Origin of the sequence: Thermotoga maritima MSB8 (assembly GCF_000008545.1) — a bacterium.
Classification (GTDB): Bacteria; Thermotogota; Thermotogae; order Thermotogales; family Thermotogaceae; genus Thermotoga; species Thermotoga maritima.
In genome coordinates this window covers 827121-843836 of sequence record NC_000853.1, presented here as the reverse complement: position 1 = coordinate 843836, position 16716 = coordinate 827121, and the positions used below count along the sequence as shown (strand labels likewise).

Genomic DNA, 16716 nt, shown 5'->3' with positions numbered 1-16716 from the left:
ACACCTCCTGACATTTAAAAATAAAGGCTCTTTGAATCAAAGAGCCTTCAGTTTCTGTTTTTCAATTTTTCTCTCAAAACGAAAAAGACGAACTTTGAAACCTGCACCGGTACCTTTCTTTTACTCAAAGGAGACTGGAAAAACCTGTAAAGCCACTCCAGGTTCATCCTCTGAACCCATTCCGGTGCGCGTTTCTTTTTGCCCGATACGACGTCTATGGATCCTCCAACACCCATGGCGAGCTTCACGTTCAGCTGTGGAAAGTTCCTATATATCCACTCCTCCTGACGTGGAACACCCATCCCGACAAAGAGAAGATCGGTTGAACTTCTGTTTACGTCTTCAACGATTTTCGGTGATTCTTTTTCGGAGAAGAAACCGTCGTGACAGCCCACAACTCTCACACCCGATCTCTCCAGTACTTGTTTTGCCTTCTCAACAATTTCCCTTTTCGTTCCGAGAAGATACACCTTCCAGCCTTTTTCTTTCGATCTTTCACAGAGGTGTTTCATGATCTCTACTCCAGGCAGCCTTTCAGTCGTCTCCCCTGTGAGGGTTTTCATAGCCCAGACAACGCCGAAACCATCAGGTACTACAAGGTCTGCGGAGTTCACGATTGCTCTGTATCCTGCATCTTCTATGGCTTTCAAAAGAATCGAAGCGTTCATGGTGACAACGAAGGTTTTGATGTTTTTCTCTATTCTCTCTTCGATCGCGTTCAGGAATTCCCGCCTTGTCCCCGATAGAACTTTCGTTCCGAAAAGCTCGATCTCTTTCACCCCGTTTTCCTCCAAAAAAAAGCGGAGGAAAGACCTCCGCTTTCTGCTGGTGCCGAGGGCGGGACTTGAACCCGCACGGGGAAACCCCCACATGATCCTGAGTCATGCGCGTCTGCCAGTTCCGCCACCTCGGCACTCCTCTCCGTCCAGATAGTTTAACATCTTCTTCCGCAAGCGTCAAGAGTTTTCCCTCTTTTCCAGTATCATCGGCTGAACGATCAGCGTGAAAATGGCCCCAACACCTATTCCGAGCATCATAAGCAGAGATATGTTTTTAAAGAGTGCGAGTTCAGAGAAGAGAAGAACAGCGAATCCCGAGATCAAACCCAGCGCGTTTGTGAGAACAGATGGTCCCACGTTCTTGACCACAAGGTACGGATCTCTCAGTCTCCTCTCTTCTGAAGCAATGTGAATGGAATAGTCTATCACAAGACCCATGAGGATACCGGAAGTGATCGACGTGGAAACATCCAGACTGATGCCAAAGAGGGCCATGAACAGGAAGTTGAACACCGTTGTGAAAGCGATTGGTATCATCACACTCAGTGTAGTGAGCGGTCTTCGGAATATGATGAAGACCATGGCAAAGATCAGAATGGACGCGAGAACGATACTCTGTATCTGTGATCTCATGATGCTTTCGTTGATATCGTTCCAGATCAGAACGGATCCCGCCACGTAGTGTGACCATCCCGTTTCGCTGACTACTTCGTTGATCAGATCTACCACTTTCTTCACATGCTCGTATCCTTCCGGAGTGAGGTTGACGATCAACCTTATCCTGTTTCTGTCTCCAACGAAAGTTTTGAGAAACGGGTTCGTTCTGGAGAGCGTGTACATTATCGGAACGGGAATGTCCACAGGAAACACCACACTGGAGACGTACTCGCTCTTTTCTATCTTTTCGATCAGCTCTTTCAAAATTTTGGAATCTGTTCCAACGAACGGAACATTTTTTTCCAGCACCAGATAGATCGGCTCTCTCGTGTTGAACTTTTTCACGATGAGGTCGTAAGCCTTTCTGAGTTCGGAATCCCTCTCAAAATAGGACACCATATCTGAACCCACCTGTACTCTTTTGAGCAGAAACGGTGAAAGAGCCGCCATCACCAGGAAAACAACGAGAACGATCAAAGCGATCTTTCTTCCCACGTACTTCATTCCAAAGCTCCTTGGAGTTCTCTTTGGAGTGTAGTTTCTGAAGATCTCCACACCTGATGTGAATATCACAAGCACCACAACAGCGAGTCCGGAAGAAACCAGAATTCCGAGTTCTCTGAACGCCCTTATATCGATGAAGACGAAAGACATGAATCCCGCTGCAGTGGTGAGCATCGAAAAGAGTATGGGTTTGAAGATGTGCTTTACCGCCTCTCTTTTATCACTGAACCTGAACAGCGCGTTGTAGAAGTGAAGCCCGTACGCAGAGCCGATGATGAGGAGGAAGGTGATGGTCATCACGGTCATGGTGTTGAGGCTCTTCCCCATAGCGAAAAACACAGCGAACACAAAAAACGTAGCCAGCACAGGAACTATCAAAGAAAAGATCGCCGCTCTGAAGGATCTCAACTGATAATAGAAGAGAAGAAAGATCACAAGAAACATGAAAACGGGATAAACAAAAGTCTGCTTCACCAGTTCTTTGAAAAGAGTGCTGTCTATCACCGGTTCACCAAAGAGGTAATTTTTCTCGAAGTAGCTGGACACGAGCCTTTTTATCTCGGGTATTTTGTCCCTTGCATTGACACCTTCTTTGAATATCACGTTCAGAAGCGCGTACTTCCCATCTTCTGTGATGAAACTCTTCGCATTCGGGTCGTTCAATACGTCTTTTGAAATCTTCTCATCTTTGAAGTAATAGTCCATTCTGAAACCAGAAAGCTTTGGAAGGTTCACGGGACTCATAACACTCGAGATGTCTTCTCTTTCCTCCAGAGCTCTGTGGAGTTCGTACAGAGTCCTTGCGTCTTCGAAGAAGTTCTTATCGCTTTCGACAACGATCACAATCGAAGAACTACCGCCGAACTCCTTGTTCACACGAAAGAGGTTTTTCACGTTTTCGTTCGTAGTCTTTTCGGGATCTCCATTGTAACCTGGAAGGAACACCTCAGGGCCGGTCTCTATCTTTCCAAGGGAGAAAACAACAAAAAACGAAAGAAAAACCAGCACCACGTATGTTGTGGTGAAAAGGTACCTTCTCATGCTACCTTCCCTCCCTCGACAGAGCTTCCACCATTCGATTGAATCCTTCGCTCACCACTTTGAAGTCTTCCTCGGAAAATTTCTCAAGAACACTTTTCAAAAGACTTTCGAAGTTCGAAAGAATCTCTCCGAAGATTTCCTTTCCCTTTTCGGTCAAGACCACCCGGTACGTCCTTCTATCAACGGGGTCCATCTCTCTGACGACCAGGCCTCTTTTCTCCAAAGAATCCACCACGTTCGTTACGTTGCTCTTCGTTGTGGAAAGAAACTCCGCTATCTCTTTCATCTTTTTTGGGCCGAAGAGAGCCACGTAGAGGAACGCGTAGAGCTCCGTTGTTTTCATGTCAGAGATCTCTTCGTTCGATGGAAGATAACTGGAAAACCTCATCACCAGCGAAAAGAGTGTTTTGAATATCTCCAGAGCATCCATGTCTTCACCTCCCATTTTTTGACAGTTCAATTATAGAACAGTTCAATTATTTTACCAAATGGTTCACCATACGAACTATTTGTTGTAGAATAAGAACCGGTGATGAGGATGAGATATTCACTCTTCAAGAATTACCTGCCGAAAGAAGAGGTACCAGAAATCAGAAAAGAACTCATAAAATTGGCACTTCCTGCCATGGGAGAAAACGTGCTTCAGATGCTCTTTGGAATGGCAGACACTGCCTTTTTGGGACACTACTCCTGGAAAGCGATGAGCGGTGTGGGACTCTCCAACCAGGTATTCTGGGTGGTTCAGGTTGTTCTGATCGCCGCCAGTATGGGAGCCACCGTCACGATAGCGAACGCCATCGGAGCGGGCAACAGAAAAGCTGTGAGGTCCCTTGCCTGGAACAGTGTCTTTCTCGCCATATTCACGGGTGTTATTCTCACCGCCCTCACACCGCTCTCCGATGTGCTGATAAACATCTTTCCGAATCTGGAGGGAGAAATAGAATCATCCGCGAAGGAGTATCTGAAAGTCATCCTTTCCGGTTCCATGGGCTTTTCCATCATGGCCGTGTTCTCTGCGATGCTCAGAGGTGCCGGTGACACAAGAACCCCGATGATCGTCACTGGTCTCACGAACTTTCTGAACATTTTCCTCGATTACGCCATGATCTTTGGAAAGTTCGGATTCCCGGAGATGGGGGTCAGAGGAGCAGCAGTTGCGACGATCCTCTCAAGATTTGTGGGAGCAGGGATCCTCACGTACGTGATATTCAAAAGAGAGGAGTTCCAGCTCAGAAAAGGACTCGTTCCTCCTAAGTGGTCCAGTCAAAAAGAAATTCTCCGTGTTGGATTTCCAACTGCCATAGAGAACTTCGTTTTTTCCACAGGTGTTTTGATGTTTGCGAACATCCTGCTCATCGCAGGAGCTGAAGCGTACGCTGGACACAGAATAGGTATAAACGTCGAGTCTCTATCTTTCATGCCCGCGTTTGGAATCTCGGTCGCTATCACCACACTGGTTGGAAGGTACAACGGAATGGGAAACAAGGAACACGTTCTTGGAGTCATTCGACAGGGATGGATCCTGAGTCTTCTGTTTCAGGTGACGGTTGGTATTATAATCTTTCTTTTTCCAGAGCCACTGATACGCATCTTCACCAGTGATCCACAGATAATAGAGATCTCAAAACTCCCCGTCAAGATAATCGGGCTGTTCCAGTTTTTCCTCGCAATAGATTCAACCATGAACGGTGCCCTCAGGGGGACGGGAAACACCCTTCCACCGATGATCATCACCTTCATCTCCATCTGGACTGCGAGGCTTCCCGTCGCCTTCGTGATGGTGAAGTACTTCCAGCTTGGGCTTCTCGGTGCCTGGATCGGAATGATCGCAGACATCATCTTTCGAAGTACACTGAAGCTCCTCTTCTTCCTCTCCGGCAAGTGGGAAAAGAGAGCCGTCCTCACACGGGAGAGAGTGAAAGAGTTGGGATAATTCATTCATCTGGATCGAAAAACTACCTCACCCTCTTTGATCGTCATCACAACGTTCAAATCTTCATCGAGAAGAACAAGATCCGCCCTCGTTCCTTCGGCTATTCTTCCTCTGTCATCCAGTCCCAGTTCAACACAGCTGTTGTACGAGGACACTTTTGCAAGTTCTGTAATGGAACACCCTGTGAACTTTCTGAAGTTCTTCACGGCCTGCGAGAAAAAGAGCGTGCTTCCCGCGAGCGTACCGTCTTCCAGCCTTGGAACACCGTCTTTCACCTTAACCACAAGATCTCCCAGGGTGGTTGTTCCGTCTTTGAGACCCGCCGCAGATATAGAATCTGTGACCAGAACGATTCCGTTCGCTTTTTTCACTTTGTAGACGAGCTTCACCATCTCTCTGGAGAGATGCACCCCGTCGCAGATGAGCTCCAGCTTCACATCGTCCAGCAAAAGCCCCGCTCCAGTGATTCCTATCTCCCTGTGATGAAGAGGTTTCAACCCGTTCGGAAAATGTGTGATTCTCTTGACACCCTCTTTGTAGAATTTCATGAACTCCTCAAAAGTTGCGATGGAGTGTCCCGCAGAGAGAACGATGTCTCTTTTCACGAGTCTCAAAAGAAGTTCGGAGCTTTCTATCTCAGGTGCGAAGGTGAGCATCTTCGCCGGAGAGTCGATTTCACTCAGTTCTCTCTCCGAAGGTGGTCTTATGTGTTTCTCTGAGTGTGCTCCCTTTTTTTCTTTCGAGATGTAAGGTCCCTCCAGATGAACGCCCAGCAGCGATGTTGACGGGTTTTCAAGGATGTAATCTCTTGCTTTTCTCAGAATTTCTTTCATTTTTTCGAGCGAAGTGGAAACAGTTGTGGCAAGGAACGTGGTGACTCCCTGAGAGTAGAGAAATTCTTCCATTTCAGAGAAGTCGCAGTTCATGGTGTCTGCACCCACCACACCGTGGATGTGCGGATCAACAAACCCGGGCATGAGAACACCCCGTGGAATGCATTCTCTCTTCTCAACTTTCACGATCTTTCCCTCTTCTATCTCCACGTCCCCGGTGAACTCTCCATCGATGGGATCAACGATCAGAACTTTCTCAACAATCATAGAATGCACCTCACAGAACAACGGTCTTTTCCAAATGAGGTGGCTTGTCTGGTGAGATACCCCGGGAAATCGCCTTCTGGTACCCGAGAATCTGAGCGGGAACAGTTCTCAAAAAGGCGGATTTCCAATCGTTGCTCACCGGGATATCTCCACCTTCCCCTACTTCCAGAACGGTGGCACCGAGTGACTCGAGTTCTTTTCTCAAGCGCTTCTCCTGTTCATCCATTCCCGACACTTTTTGCATGAAAACGAGGGTGCCTTTTTTCACCAGAGCCTTTGGACCGTGTCTGTATTCAAGCGTTGAATACGCCTCCGAGAAAGTGAGCGACATCTCGATACATTTTAAAGCCGATTCAAGGCTAACTCCAAAAAACTCTGACATGCCAAGAAACACGAAGTGATCGTGTTCTTTCAGATCGATCTTTTCAATCACTTTCCAGGAGATATCGAAGAACTCGGGCGAATACCCAACGAGTTCTGAGAACCTCTCCGTTGAATTTCCGGCTATCTTGTCCGCAAGAAACATCAAAGAGAGCAGGATCATACTGAAAGACTTCGTCATCACGATCGCTTCTTCTCGTACGGGAAACACAAGTGGAAGATCGCTTTCCTTTGCGAGTCTCGATTCTTCTTCTATGGTGATTCCTATCGTTCTGTGGTTTCGTTTCTTCAGAACATCGTTTGCGAGAAGTACCTCCGTTGTGTTTCCGGTTCGCGAGAAGAGAAAGGCCAGTCCCCTCTCCTCGAGATCTGGAATCTTTTGGAAAGCCACCTCACCTGCTGGAATCGCCTTCGTTCTTATCTTCAAAACTCTCTCGAAATAATAGGAGATTGTGAGAGCGAGGTTGTACGAACTCCCACATCCCACAAAGAGCACTTCATCGGTCAGATTCTTCTGTATTTCACTGAAGATTTCCGTTTTTTCCAGATTCAGAACAAAATTCTCAAAGAACTTCTTCAACTCGTTTTTCTGGTCTGTGATCTCTTTCAGTGTTTTGCTCATAATCCTCCCTCCTTCAGTATTTCACACCACCAGCAATAGCGTTTATTATGTACCTCTGAGCGAAGATGAACAGCAGCACAACAGGAAGTATTGCCAGAACGATTCCAGCTGCGGTGTATCTGAAATTCACCTGGAAAGTGCTGTTCAGATAAACGAGTGCCACAGAAAGTGGATACTTGTTGGAATCGGACAGAACTATGAGAGGCCACAGGAAATTGTCCCACCAGGTGATCACCTGGAACACAACGAGAGTGGCAATATCCGGCTTTATCAGAGGTGTGATTATCTTCCACCATATGTAAAGTTCTCCGGCACCGTCTATCCTTGCAGCGTCTTCAAAGCTCTTTGGAATACTCAAGTAAGCCTGTCTCATCATGAAGATACCGAAGATCGTAACGGCCTGAGGGAGAATCACTCCAGTGTAGGTGTTCAAAAGACCGAGTTTTCTGAGGGTGAGGTAGTTGACTATCAAGGTGTTCTGAACTGGAATCATCATCGGAAGAAGAATCAGAAAGAGCACCAGCTGTTTTCCTTTGAAATCTATCCTAGCGAGAGGATAGGCCACCATCAGTGAGAAGAGTACGTTCAAAAGTGTGCCAAAACCCGCTATTATAATCGTGTTCAGATAGTAATTTCCAAGTTTCACAGTTTTCCATGCCCCAACGTAGTTTGAAAAGGTTGCCGGGTACGGGATGAGACTCGGTGGATACTTGTACACGTTGCCCCCTGCCTCGAAAGAGGTCTTTGCGATCCAGTAAAACGGCCACACTGAGAGAAGCGAAAAAAGAACGAGAACCACATAAGTCAAAACCTTTCTGATTTTAGGCATAATAGCTCTTCAAACCTCCTTCCCTGAACAGGTAGAAGTTCAGAAGCGAAAACGCAATCACAACGAAGCTGAACAGAACAGCGGCGGCGTTCGAATATCCGAATTGGAGATATTCAAAAGCTCGATTGTATATGAAAATTCCCATTGTTTCCGTTGCGTGAACCGGGCCACCTTTTGTCATGGCGTAAATCTCTCCGAAGACGTTCAAAGCCGCTATAGATGACATGGTTGAGCAAAACAGGATGTACGGTTTCAGAAGGGGGATCGTCACTTTGAAGAAGACCTGAGAAGGCTTCGCACCGTCAACCCTGGCAGCCTCTATCAATTCCCTGGGGATGCTCTGTAGTCCTGCCAGATATATGACCATGTAGTAACCGAAGCCCTTCCACATGGTGACAAACATGATAGCAAAGAGAGCTATCTTGGGATCCGAGAGGAAAGCAATCGGCTCGTCTATAATATGAAGTGATTGGAGAAGAAAGTTGATGAATCCTTTTTCTCTGTACATCCACTGCCATGTGATCGCAGCGATGGTGATGGGAGTAACCACTGGAAGAAAAATGAGAGTTCTGAAAAGATTCCTACCCCTTATGGCCCTGTCGAGCAGGACCGCAAGCAGTATAGAAATGAGCTGGAGCGGAGGTACAACAAGCAGGTACAAAAGACTGTTTTTGAAGGCGTTCCAGAATAAAGGATCGCGAAGCAGATCGACGTAGTTTTTCAGTCCAATGTAAAGAGATTCTCCCACTATGTCATACTGGTAAAAGGATATTTTGATACCGAACACGAGAGGATAATATATGAAAAGCACCATGAGGAGAGTTGGAATCGTTATGAAGAAGAATGCAAGAAGAAGCTGTTTTTTTCTCAAACTTTTGTAGTACCTTCCTGGCATTCTCTCTCTCCTTTCGAAAGGGAGGGGGACACACCCCTCCCCATCTTTTTTATTTCGATTGCTGAGTCTGAATGAGGTATCTCCAGTACTTCGCGGTCTCTTTGAGCGCTGTTTCGGGATCTTTCTGTCCAAGGAACACCTGAATAATGGCATCCTTCAGTCTGTCGAACGCTTCTTTTCTGAATGGTATGTCATCGTTGTAGAACGTGATGTTCTCAAGATACTTGGCTCCCATGATTCTGGCTTTGGCAGCGAGCGTTCCATCGTCTTTTGAGAACCACGGATCGTTCACCGCTGCTTTGAGAGTCGGGAATATGGTCACGAGCTTACAGAATGCGATCTGGTTCTCGAGGTTTGCAACGAACGCTGCGAATTTAGCGGCTTCCTTAGGATTCTTGGATCCTCTGACCACGTTCAGTGTTGAATACCATCCACTCATTCTCACACCAGGTTTTGGAGCCGGAATAGGAGCAACATCGGATTTTTCGTATATTTCTGGGGCGTTCCATTTCACTCTGTCCGCAAACTGAACGCCAGTGATCAACATGGCGAGTTCTCCAGCCTGATAGAGCTCTGTGGCTCTCGTCCATTCTCCACCCTGGACGATTTCACTCGGGATGTACTTCTGTTTGTAGAGAGTGGCCCATTTGTTGAGAGTGTGAGCGTATTCCGGCCTGTCGAAGAGTACTTCTTTTATTCTGTTGTTTTCATCCACCGTGTAGAGATTCAATCCGTCCCAGTTGAAGATCGCAGAGGGATCTTGGAAGATCGTAGGAAGCGCACCGTATTTTCCCGTTTTTTCCTTGATCAAAACTGAGTAGAGGAGTATTTCATCCCAGGTTCGAGGTGGATACTTCGGATCCAGTCCAGCTTTTTCGAAGATCTCTTTGTTGTAGAATATCACGTCCACAGCTGTGTACCAGGGAATTCCATAAATTCCGTCTTTCCAGGTGAGTCCTTTGATCATGTTGTCGAAGTACTGGTTGATAACTTCTTCGGGTAGCAAATCGTTCAAGGGGAACAGAACTTTCTTCTGAGCGAATTCGATGGTCCACTGAGCGTTCAGGTTCACAACATCGGGTGGATTTCCAGAAGAAAAGGCCGCAAGAAGCTTCTGCTGGAGAACGTCCCATGGAACATCTTCCCAGACGATTTCAACATCCGGGTTCAACTCTTCGTACCTGTCGATGATTCCCTGAATAAAATCTGTGAAGGTCGGTTTCAACGACATGGTCCAGAAGACTATCTTGGTTTTGGACAGTGCCAGAACTGCGAGAAGAACTACCATGAGAATGACCAAAAACTTCCTCATGAATCACACCTCCCTAAAAAATGTTCTAAGGATTTATAGATAGAAATGGGTTTCGTCGATCTTGTGACGACTATCTTTCTTCCTTCGAAATACCTGACATCGAACGGATTTCTCAGAACGAAGTAAACGGTCTTTTCTGCCGGAAGGCTCAGATGGGCTTTCAAAGCCTTTTCGTTCGGTATGTCGGCTACAAAATCGAAGATCAAATCACCTTCAACGAACTCGGGACCGTCTTCTACGGTGTATCGAACAACATTCTCGACTTCGAAAAATCTGGAAACGATCTCCGGAATCTGATCGTAATCGCCCCCCGTGGTGTCTGCCTGACTCAGATTCTCACTGGAAGGAACGAGAAGAGTCACTTCACTGGTATGATCTATCTTTTCAAAACCGAGGAATTCCACAGCCTTCATCGAAACATCGGCAAGGAAACCAACACCGCTGTTTTTCTTCGCAAAAGCAAGATATTTTTCCACCGTTCTTATGGAGCGCTCCACTTTGTCCTTCTGGACCTTTCCATCCTCGAGGAGTTTCACCAGCGTTTCATAGTAAACCGGAAGATTTCTGTAATCACCGAGAAGGATCATGTTTCCTCCCGCGTTCAGAAAGAGACTCACAATCTCTTCAACAGAGAAATTGTTCGACACAGCGCTCATCTCCATAGCGTCACTGATCACAAGACCGTCGAAACCGATCTTTTCTCTGAGAACGTCCGTTATGATCTTCTCCGAAAGAGTAGCCGGGAGACTGTCTATCGAAGAGTATCTGACGTGGGCCGTCATGACCGTGACCTTTTTCTCCCTTTCCAGCACCTTTCTGAACGGCAGAAGATCCTCTTCCCAGAGTTTTTCAAAGGGTGCATCGACTACAGGAAGGGTGAGGTGAGAGTCTTCTCTCGCTTTTCCGTGACCTGGAAAGTGCTTGATGCAGGGAATAACTCCACCTTCCAGATAACCTTCACAGGCTCTTGCTCCGTGCTCGGCTACGATTTTGGGATCTGAGCCGTAGCTTCTTATGTCGATCACCGAAGAACTCTCTTCAGAAAGAAGATCAAGAACAGGAGCAAAAACCATGTTGAGCCCCACAATCTCCATGATCTTTCCCGCAACCCTGGAATATCTGTAAGTCACATCCGGTGAGTTTTTCCCAAAGGCAAGATTTCCCGGAGACGAGGGAACGTATTTCAACACCTCAAGCTGGCCACCCTCGTGATCGGAACTGATGAGAAAATCTCCTTCCTTCGATAGAAAACTCATGAAATCCATCAGAAGGTACTCTTTCGAAAGAACTCCTGGATAGATCAAAATACCGGTTGGTCTGTATTTTCTGATTATTTCCTTGACTTCCTCGTTGAAGTCATTGAAACCGCAGAAGAACAGCTTTCCAAGATCCACGTCCATCACTCCTTCATTTCAGAATCTTGCCGGCGAACTCGTAGTCTTCTAGAATCCTTTTCCAGAAGGCTTTTGCTGCACCGAAGGCGACCGTCCAGAGCCCTCTTTCATCGAAGAGAACCTCAACGTCAGAGATGTGTCTTTTTTCGAGGTGATCCCGAACGTTCTTTGCCAGACCGCTGTGAAATTCCGGGGAAAACAACGTTATGTCCCCACCAAAAATCACGGTTTCGGGATCTAGAAGATAGCTAACGAAAGAGGCAACCTCCGAAAGCTTCGAAAGAAGTTTCAAGAACGAATCGGAAGACAGGTTTTTCAAATCTACTTCATCGAGTGTGGCTGGTCCAGACAGAATGGACGGCAGGATGTCGATTTCGAATTCACCCGCAGCACCGTTGGAACCCTGGTACAGGCTCCCTTCCAGCCAGAGTCCCGCTCCAACACCCACCGGCTGGTTCAGATAGTAAGGAACAGAGATCAGAAAATAAACCACATTTTTCTTCTGAAAACCGTATCCCACAACTGCCGCGTTTGCGTCGTTAAGAACGAAAATCTCTGTTCCAAATTCCTTGGAGAGAATTCTTCCAAGATCGAGATCTTCAATACCGAGGGCCGAAGAAAAGATCACCTTGTTTTCTTTTATGATTCCAGGCATACCGATGGAAATTCCCACTGTGTTTGGATACTTTTCTTTAAAAGGTTCAACACAATCAACAAGAGCGTTTACGATCTCATCTCCACGAAAACTTCTGTGTATCTCACTTTTTTCAACCTCGTTTCCCTTCGCATCGATCACCACACCGATCAACCTGTTCTGCTCAACACCAATCCCCAGGATGAAGAACTTATTCGGGTTTGCCGTATAAAGAGCGGTTTTTCTACCTCCCGAGGAACCAGGAGATGCTTCTTCGACCTTCAGAGCAAAACCCGATTCCAACAACGAGCGAAAATTCCTGGACACGGTGGACATGTTCACAGAAAGCTTTTCACTGATTTCTCTCATCGATATCTTTTCGTTTTCTATGAGAAGTTTGAGAATCTTGTGTTGAGTGGGTGAAATGTTCAAAAGGGTCCCTCCCATCAGTTAGTTGCATGCCGCAAACAACTTCATAAATTATTGTCAACCAATAGGTCACACTTTGTCAAGTTACAGTTTCATTTCGTTAACTGATGGAAGAATTTAAGGAGGGAAAAACGAAAAGGTGGCTCCAGAAGGAGCCACCCGCTTTCTTGTTTTTATTTTCTGTTATACCTTTTTGTAACAGAACCACCAGTCGTAGCACTCGAAATCTTTCGATTCCAGTCTTTTTCTTGCTTCTTCCACACTGCTTGCCGGAGGAACGATCACAGAATCGTTTATGAGCTCGTTGCTTGGCCAGTTGGCAGGAATGGCAACTCCTTTTTCATCGGACGTTTGAAGGGCTTTCACCGCTCTGAGAATTTCATCGATGTTTCTTCCAACTTCCTGCGGGTAGTAGACGATGGCCCTTATGATTCCGTTCGGATCGACTATGAAAACGGCTCTCACCGTGTTTGTTCCCTTGTTGGGATGAATCAATCCGAGCCTTCTGGAAACTTCTCCTAAGTCATCTGCTATGACAGGAAATTCGATTTCGACTCCTAGTTTTTCTTTGATCCACTCGATCCACTTGATGTGTGAAAACACCTGGTCGATGCTGAGACCTATGAGTTCCGTGTTGAGTTTTCTGAACTCATCGTACCTCTTCTGAAACGCAACGAACTCGGTGGTACACACCGGAGTGAAATCAGCCGGATGGCTGAAGAGAACGAACCACTTTCCCCTGAAGTCGTCCGGAAGAACCTTTTTTCCATGAGTGGTCTTTACTTCCACTCTTGGGAACTCTTCACCTATGAGAGGAATTCTTCCTTCCATACAAAACACCTCCTCGTAAATTTTTAAAATGATTCTAATTTGATATCCATTCTCAATAATACACGTATTGTGTTTCGTGAATTTTTCTGTTCTGTATCAAATTTGAATCACTAAAAAATTACACATAGAGAACAAAAAACGGGGAGAATCTCTCCCCGTCTCTACAAGCCCTCTTCTATCGTTTTCAGAAATTCTTCTGATTTCTTCAATCGTTCCAACACCTGCTCTTTCGTTTCGAACTTTTCATCGTTCCAGAGGTTCACACTCCAGTCTTCCAGTATCATCTTCCACTCCTCATCAGAAGCCACGCTGTAGACTTTTTCCAGAGTTCTCAAGAAGTTCCTTGCATCGTTCAGAATGAGTCTGTAGTGTTCGAGGAATCTTATGTATCTTTCGAAAACAAGAACATCTCTGAGTTCGTACAGGTCGTTGTAGATCCTGGAAAGCACTTCGCTGATTCTGGAAGCTTCAACATTTCTTTGCTTCATATAGTTTTCGAAGTTTTTCATCCTTTCTACGAGAAGTTCTGCCCACGGATTCAACTTGTACGTGTAGTTCTTCTCTGATATGAATTTGTTCATTTCCTGAACGTTGATGGACAGCCAGTTCAGATTCTTGAAGCTTTCAAAAAGATCCTTGAAGAGTTTTTCGAATTGATTCGCGTACTCTTTTCCCAGATTACTTTCGAGGTATTCCTTCAGTTCCTCCAGAACGCTTTCAAATGTCTTTTCTGCTCTACTTTCGTACATCGATATGGATTCTTTTGCGTTTCTGTAGCTCTCATTGTAAATCTTCAGGACGTCTTCGGATGCGAACAAGGCCTCCTGACGATTGTTTGAAGAGACGTATTCGAAAGGCATCGCATGCAGAAAATCGAGAACACCATCTGGAACTCCCCAGACACCCGCTTTGTTCATGCTTTCAACTGCCCAGATTTCTCTTTTAGCAAGGTGGAATAGAAACTCTCTGTTCTTCTGAACGGTGAGTGGTTGAGCTTCCGCAGCTTTCGTAGCGAAATATCTGTAGATATCCTGCCCCGCAACCGCTTTCCTGAGATCGTAGTGTTTCCAGTCGGGAAATCTGTTCCACGCACCCGGAAGAATCTTCACCGTGAGCTTCGCGTAATTCGTGAAACTATCGAAATACTTTGATGCCAACTCAGCGAAGGCTTTCTGTGTCAGATCGTCCTGGGCTTTCGAGAACAAAATCTTCATGATCTGATGAAGCCCTACATACCTTGTTGCAAGGCCTCTGTATGTGTTTCTCTCGTTGAAGGACTTCAGAGAGGAAAGGTACAGAGAAACGGAATCGAGGAGGACCTGAGCGGTGATGAGATTGTCCTCTCCCAGATCGTTGATCGTGGAAAGACTCGCGTTCTCAAGAAACGTCAGATCAGTCTTCTTCACATCCGGAAAGATCACCTTTTGATACTCATCAAAGTTCTGTTCAAAAAACGCATTGTAATCCTCTTTTGTCTTCAGCTTCGCTTTCAATTCGTCGATTCGGTACTCGCTTGTTGCAAGCGATGCAAGGTAGAAATAAGATCTTCCATATGCTTTGTTCACTTGAACGGATTTCAAGAAGTACTCTTTCGCTTTCCTGTAGAGTTCTATCTTTTGATTCGTGAGTTGATTCCTATAAGATGCTATCTGCTGAAGAGCGTTTTGCAATTTCTGGCTTTCTTTTTGAATGGTCTCGAGCCTCAGTCTTTCTATCTCCAGGTTAGAAGGCTTCACAGGAAGGTTCTGACTTTCGACAAACTTCTTGAATTCGTCGGGTTTCAGGTAACTGTACCGTCCACTCAGAGAGCTCAGCTCTTCCATGGCCGTCTTTACCTGCTGTTCGTAGTTGTCCAGTTTGGCCATGTCTTCTTCCACTTTCCTTATAGAAAGATAGGCAGAATTTCCCCATTTGAAATAAACTTCAGAAATGAAGTAGTTCCATTTCAAGTAAGCGGAAACGACACCAACTAGAAGAACGATCGTTCCAAACACAACGGCCTTCTTTCGTTGAATCTCCGCTTTCTTTCCGCCGTAGAAGTACCCACCAACCGCTATGGAAGCGACGGTCATCACAAGAAAACCGTTTGGAAGTAGATGCGCCGGAAAGCTGAACGCGCTGTGCATCATGAACGTGATGAAAGAACTGGCAAGCGCCAGAAAGAGCAAAAGATCGTCCCGCACTGCGATTCTTCGAATTATTTTGAAGAACAGTATCCCAAGTGACAGAGCGAGAAAAACAACAGAAGCAAATCCGACAATTCCCATTTCTCCAAGAACCTGAAGGTAATCGTTGTGCGTTCTCTTGAAGTTGTTCCAGCCGTACATCAGAATCGGGTGGTCTTCTATAACATCTCCCATGTAGTTTATCGTGAGAATCTGATACGTTCCGATTCCGGTACCGAGAATCTTGTGTGTTCTCCACTGGTATATCGATGAGAACCAGGACAGAAGCCTCTCGTGCCAGGAACTCACCTCGGCAACCGCCTGAATTCTTCCTGCGGGAGATACCATTCCGTAACCGTTCAGAGGAGTGGGAAGATTGTAGAGAACAACGAGGACGATCGAAGCGATCAGAACGAAAGTCATGAGAGTTTTACTCATGTTCAGAACTTCTCTGTCTGTCTCTTCCGAAACCTTCTTTTTTCTGAAGATCATGTAGAACGCTACGAAAATACAGAGGGAGATGATGTTCGCAACGTACAGCGATCTCGTCTGAGACACCAGTATTCCCGAAACCATGAGAAGCGCAGAAACTGAGGCTATCACTTTGATCACAGACGCTTCTTTTCTTTTGAAATCGGCTGACGCTATGAGATAGATAGCGAGCGGAAGGTTCAGGGAGAGAAAGTTCGAGACGAAGTTCACGTTTCCTATGGTCGCCTTCACGGTTGCCCTCGAAAAGGGACTCCCCACACTTCCAAGAAAAACATCGACACCGCCGTAGAAGTTCAAAAGCGCGTCGAAAGCTATGAATCCCGCAAGAGCCACACTGACCGTGAGAAATCTTTTTATTCTTTCTTTTGTGACGAAGAAGTTCGAGATGAAGATCGATGTGAAGAACATGAGAAGAACGTAGATCGCTATGTCAAAAGAATATCTGAAATAGACAGGATTATCGCGATAGACATTTATCGTGGATAAAAGAGCCGAGATAGCGAAGGCAAAAAAAGCCACGTGGGCCATGTTGAATCTGATTTCCAGTTTTTCCTTCCTGAGAATCTTCATCAGGACCATGGAGAACATGACACTCAGAAACACCGTGATCAGAGCGTACTTTGGAACGCTGAACTCGTACGTGAGTTTCCTGGACGAGAAAAGGGCAACTACGACGTACATGACGTAAAACAGAATCTCCATAAGTTTTCCCTCCCGC

At 46.0% G+C, this 16716-nt stretch carries 13 protein-coding genes and 1 tRNA gene; 1 reads left to right on the top strand and 13 read right to left on the bottom strand.

The window, feature by feature from the left end; all coding sequences use genetic code 11:
• Positions 1-47: 47 nt before the first annotated feature.
• The 4 genes from TM_RS04190 to TM_RS04175 form a co-directional block, all read right to left on the bottom strand.
• Entirely contained in the window at positions 48-779 is a 732-nt protein-coding gene (locus TM_RS04190) for a WecB/TagA/CpsF family glycosyltransferase (protein ID WP_004080843.1), read from the bottom strand.
• Between the two features lie 47 nt (positions 780-826).
• Positions 827-913 (bottom strand) — tRNA-Leu (locus tag TM_RS04185).
• A 43-nt stretch (positions 914-956) separates the two neighbouring features.
• Positions 957-2981, bottom strand: a complete 2025-nt coding sequence (locus tag TM_RS04180; protein ID WP_004080845.1) for an efflux RND transporter permease subunit — start codon at positions 2979-2981, stop codon at positions 957-959.
• Position 2982: 1 nt separating this feature from the next.
• Positions 2983-3411 carry a MarR family winged helix-turn-helix transcriptional regulator gene (locus TM_RS04175; RefSeq protein ID WP_004080846.1) on the bottom strand — a complete coding sequence of 143 codons (429 nt, stop codon included), beginning with the start codon at positions 3409-3411 and terminating at the stop codon, positions 2983-2985.
• Between the two features lie 108 nt (positions 3412-3519).
• On the opposite strand from TM_RS04175, the gene TM_RS04170 reads away from it, so the two are divergent.
• Positions 3520-4914 (top strand): MATE family efflux transporter, encoded by a 1395-nt coding sequence (locus TM_RS04170; RefSeq protein ID WP_010865209.1) that lies wholly within the window; start codon positions 3520-3522, stop codon positions 4912-4914.
• Positions 4915-4919: 5 nt separating this feature from the next.
• On the opposite strand, the gene nagA (TM_RS04165) is transcribed toward TM_RS04170, so the two are convergent.
• From nagA (TM_RS04165) to TM_RS04125, 9 genes are all read right to left on the bottom strand, one after another.
• The gene (gene nagA, locus TM_RS04165; protein WP_004080848.1) at positions 4920-6014 is read right to left on the bottom strand and encodes an N-acetylglucosamine-6-phosphate deacetylase; all 1095 of its coding nucleotides are present in this window, start codon (positions 6012-6014) and stop codon (positions 4920-4922) included.
• Between the two features lie 10 nt (positions 6015-6024).
• Positions 6025-7017 (bottom strand): SIS domain-containing protein, encoded by a 993-nt coding sequence (locus TM_RS04160; RefSeq protein ID WP_004080849.1) that lies wholly within the window; start codon positions 7015-7017, stop codon positions 6025-6027.
• A gap of 13 nt (positions 7018-7030) precedes the next feature.
• Positions 7031-7846, bottom strand: a complete 816-nt coding sequence (locus TM_RS04155) for a carbohydrate ABC transporter permease (protein ID WP_004080850.1) — start codon at positions 7844-7846, stop codon at positions 7031-7033.
• Positions 7839-8741 (bottom strand): carbohydrate ABC transporter permease, encoded by a 903-nt coding sequence (locus TM_RS04150; RefSeq protein ID WP_004080851.1) that lies wholly within the window; start codon positions 8739-8741, stop codon positions 7839-7841. Before TM_RS04150 ends, TM_RS04155 begins: the two co-directional genes overlap by 8 nt.
• Positions 8742-8790: 49 nt before the next feature.
• Entirely contained in the window at positions 8791-10053 is a 1263-nt protein-coding gene (locus TM_RS04145) for an ABC transporter substrate-binding protein (RefSeq protein WP_004080852.1), read from the bottom strand.
• Positions 10050-11453, bottom strand: a complete 1404-nt coding sequence (nagA, locus tag TM_RS04140) for a beta-N-acetylglucosaminidase (RefSeq protein ID WP_010865208.1) — start codon at positions 11451-11453, stop codon at positions 10050-10052. Before nagA (TM_RS04140) ends, TM_RS04145 begins: the two co-directional genes overlap by 4 nt.
• 7 nt (positions 11454-11460) lie before the next feature.
• Positions 11461-12513 carry an ROK family transcriptional regulator gene (locus TM_RS04135; RefSeq protein WP_004080854.1) on the bottom strand — a complete coding sequence of 351 codons (1053 nt, stop codon included), beginning with the start codon at positions 12511-12513 and terminating at the stop codon, positions 11461-11463.
• Between the two features lie 180 nt (positions 12514-12693).
• Positions 12694-13341 carry a peroxiredoxin gene (locus TM_RS04130; RefSeq protein ID WP_004080855.1) on the bottom strand — a complete coding sequence of 216 codons (648 nt, stop codon included), beginning with the start codon at positions 13339-13341 and terminating at the stop codon, positions 12694-12696.
• Positions 13342-13502: 161 nt separating this feature from the next.
• Positions 13503-16700 carry an O-antigen ligase family protein gene (locus TM_RS04125; RefSeq protein WP_004080857.1) on the bottom strand — a complete coding sequence of 1066 codons (3198 nt, stop codon included), beginning with the start codon at positions 16698-16700 and terminating at the stop codon, positions 13503-13505.
• Positions 16701-16716: the final 16 nt, after the last annotated feature.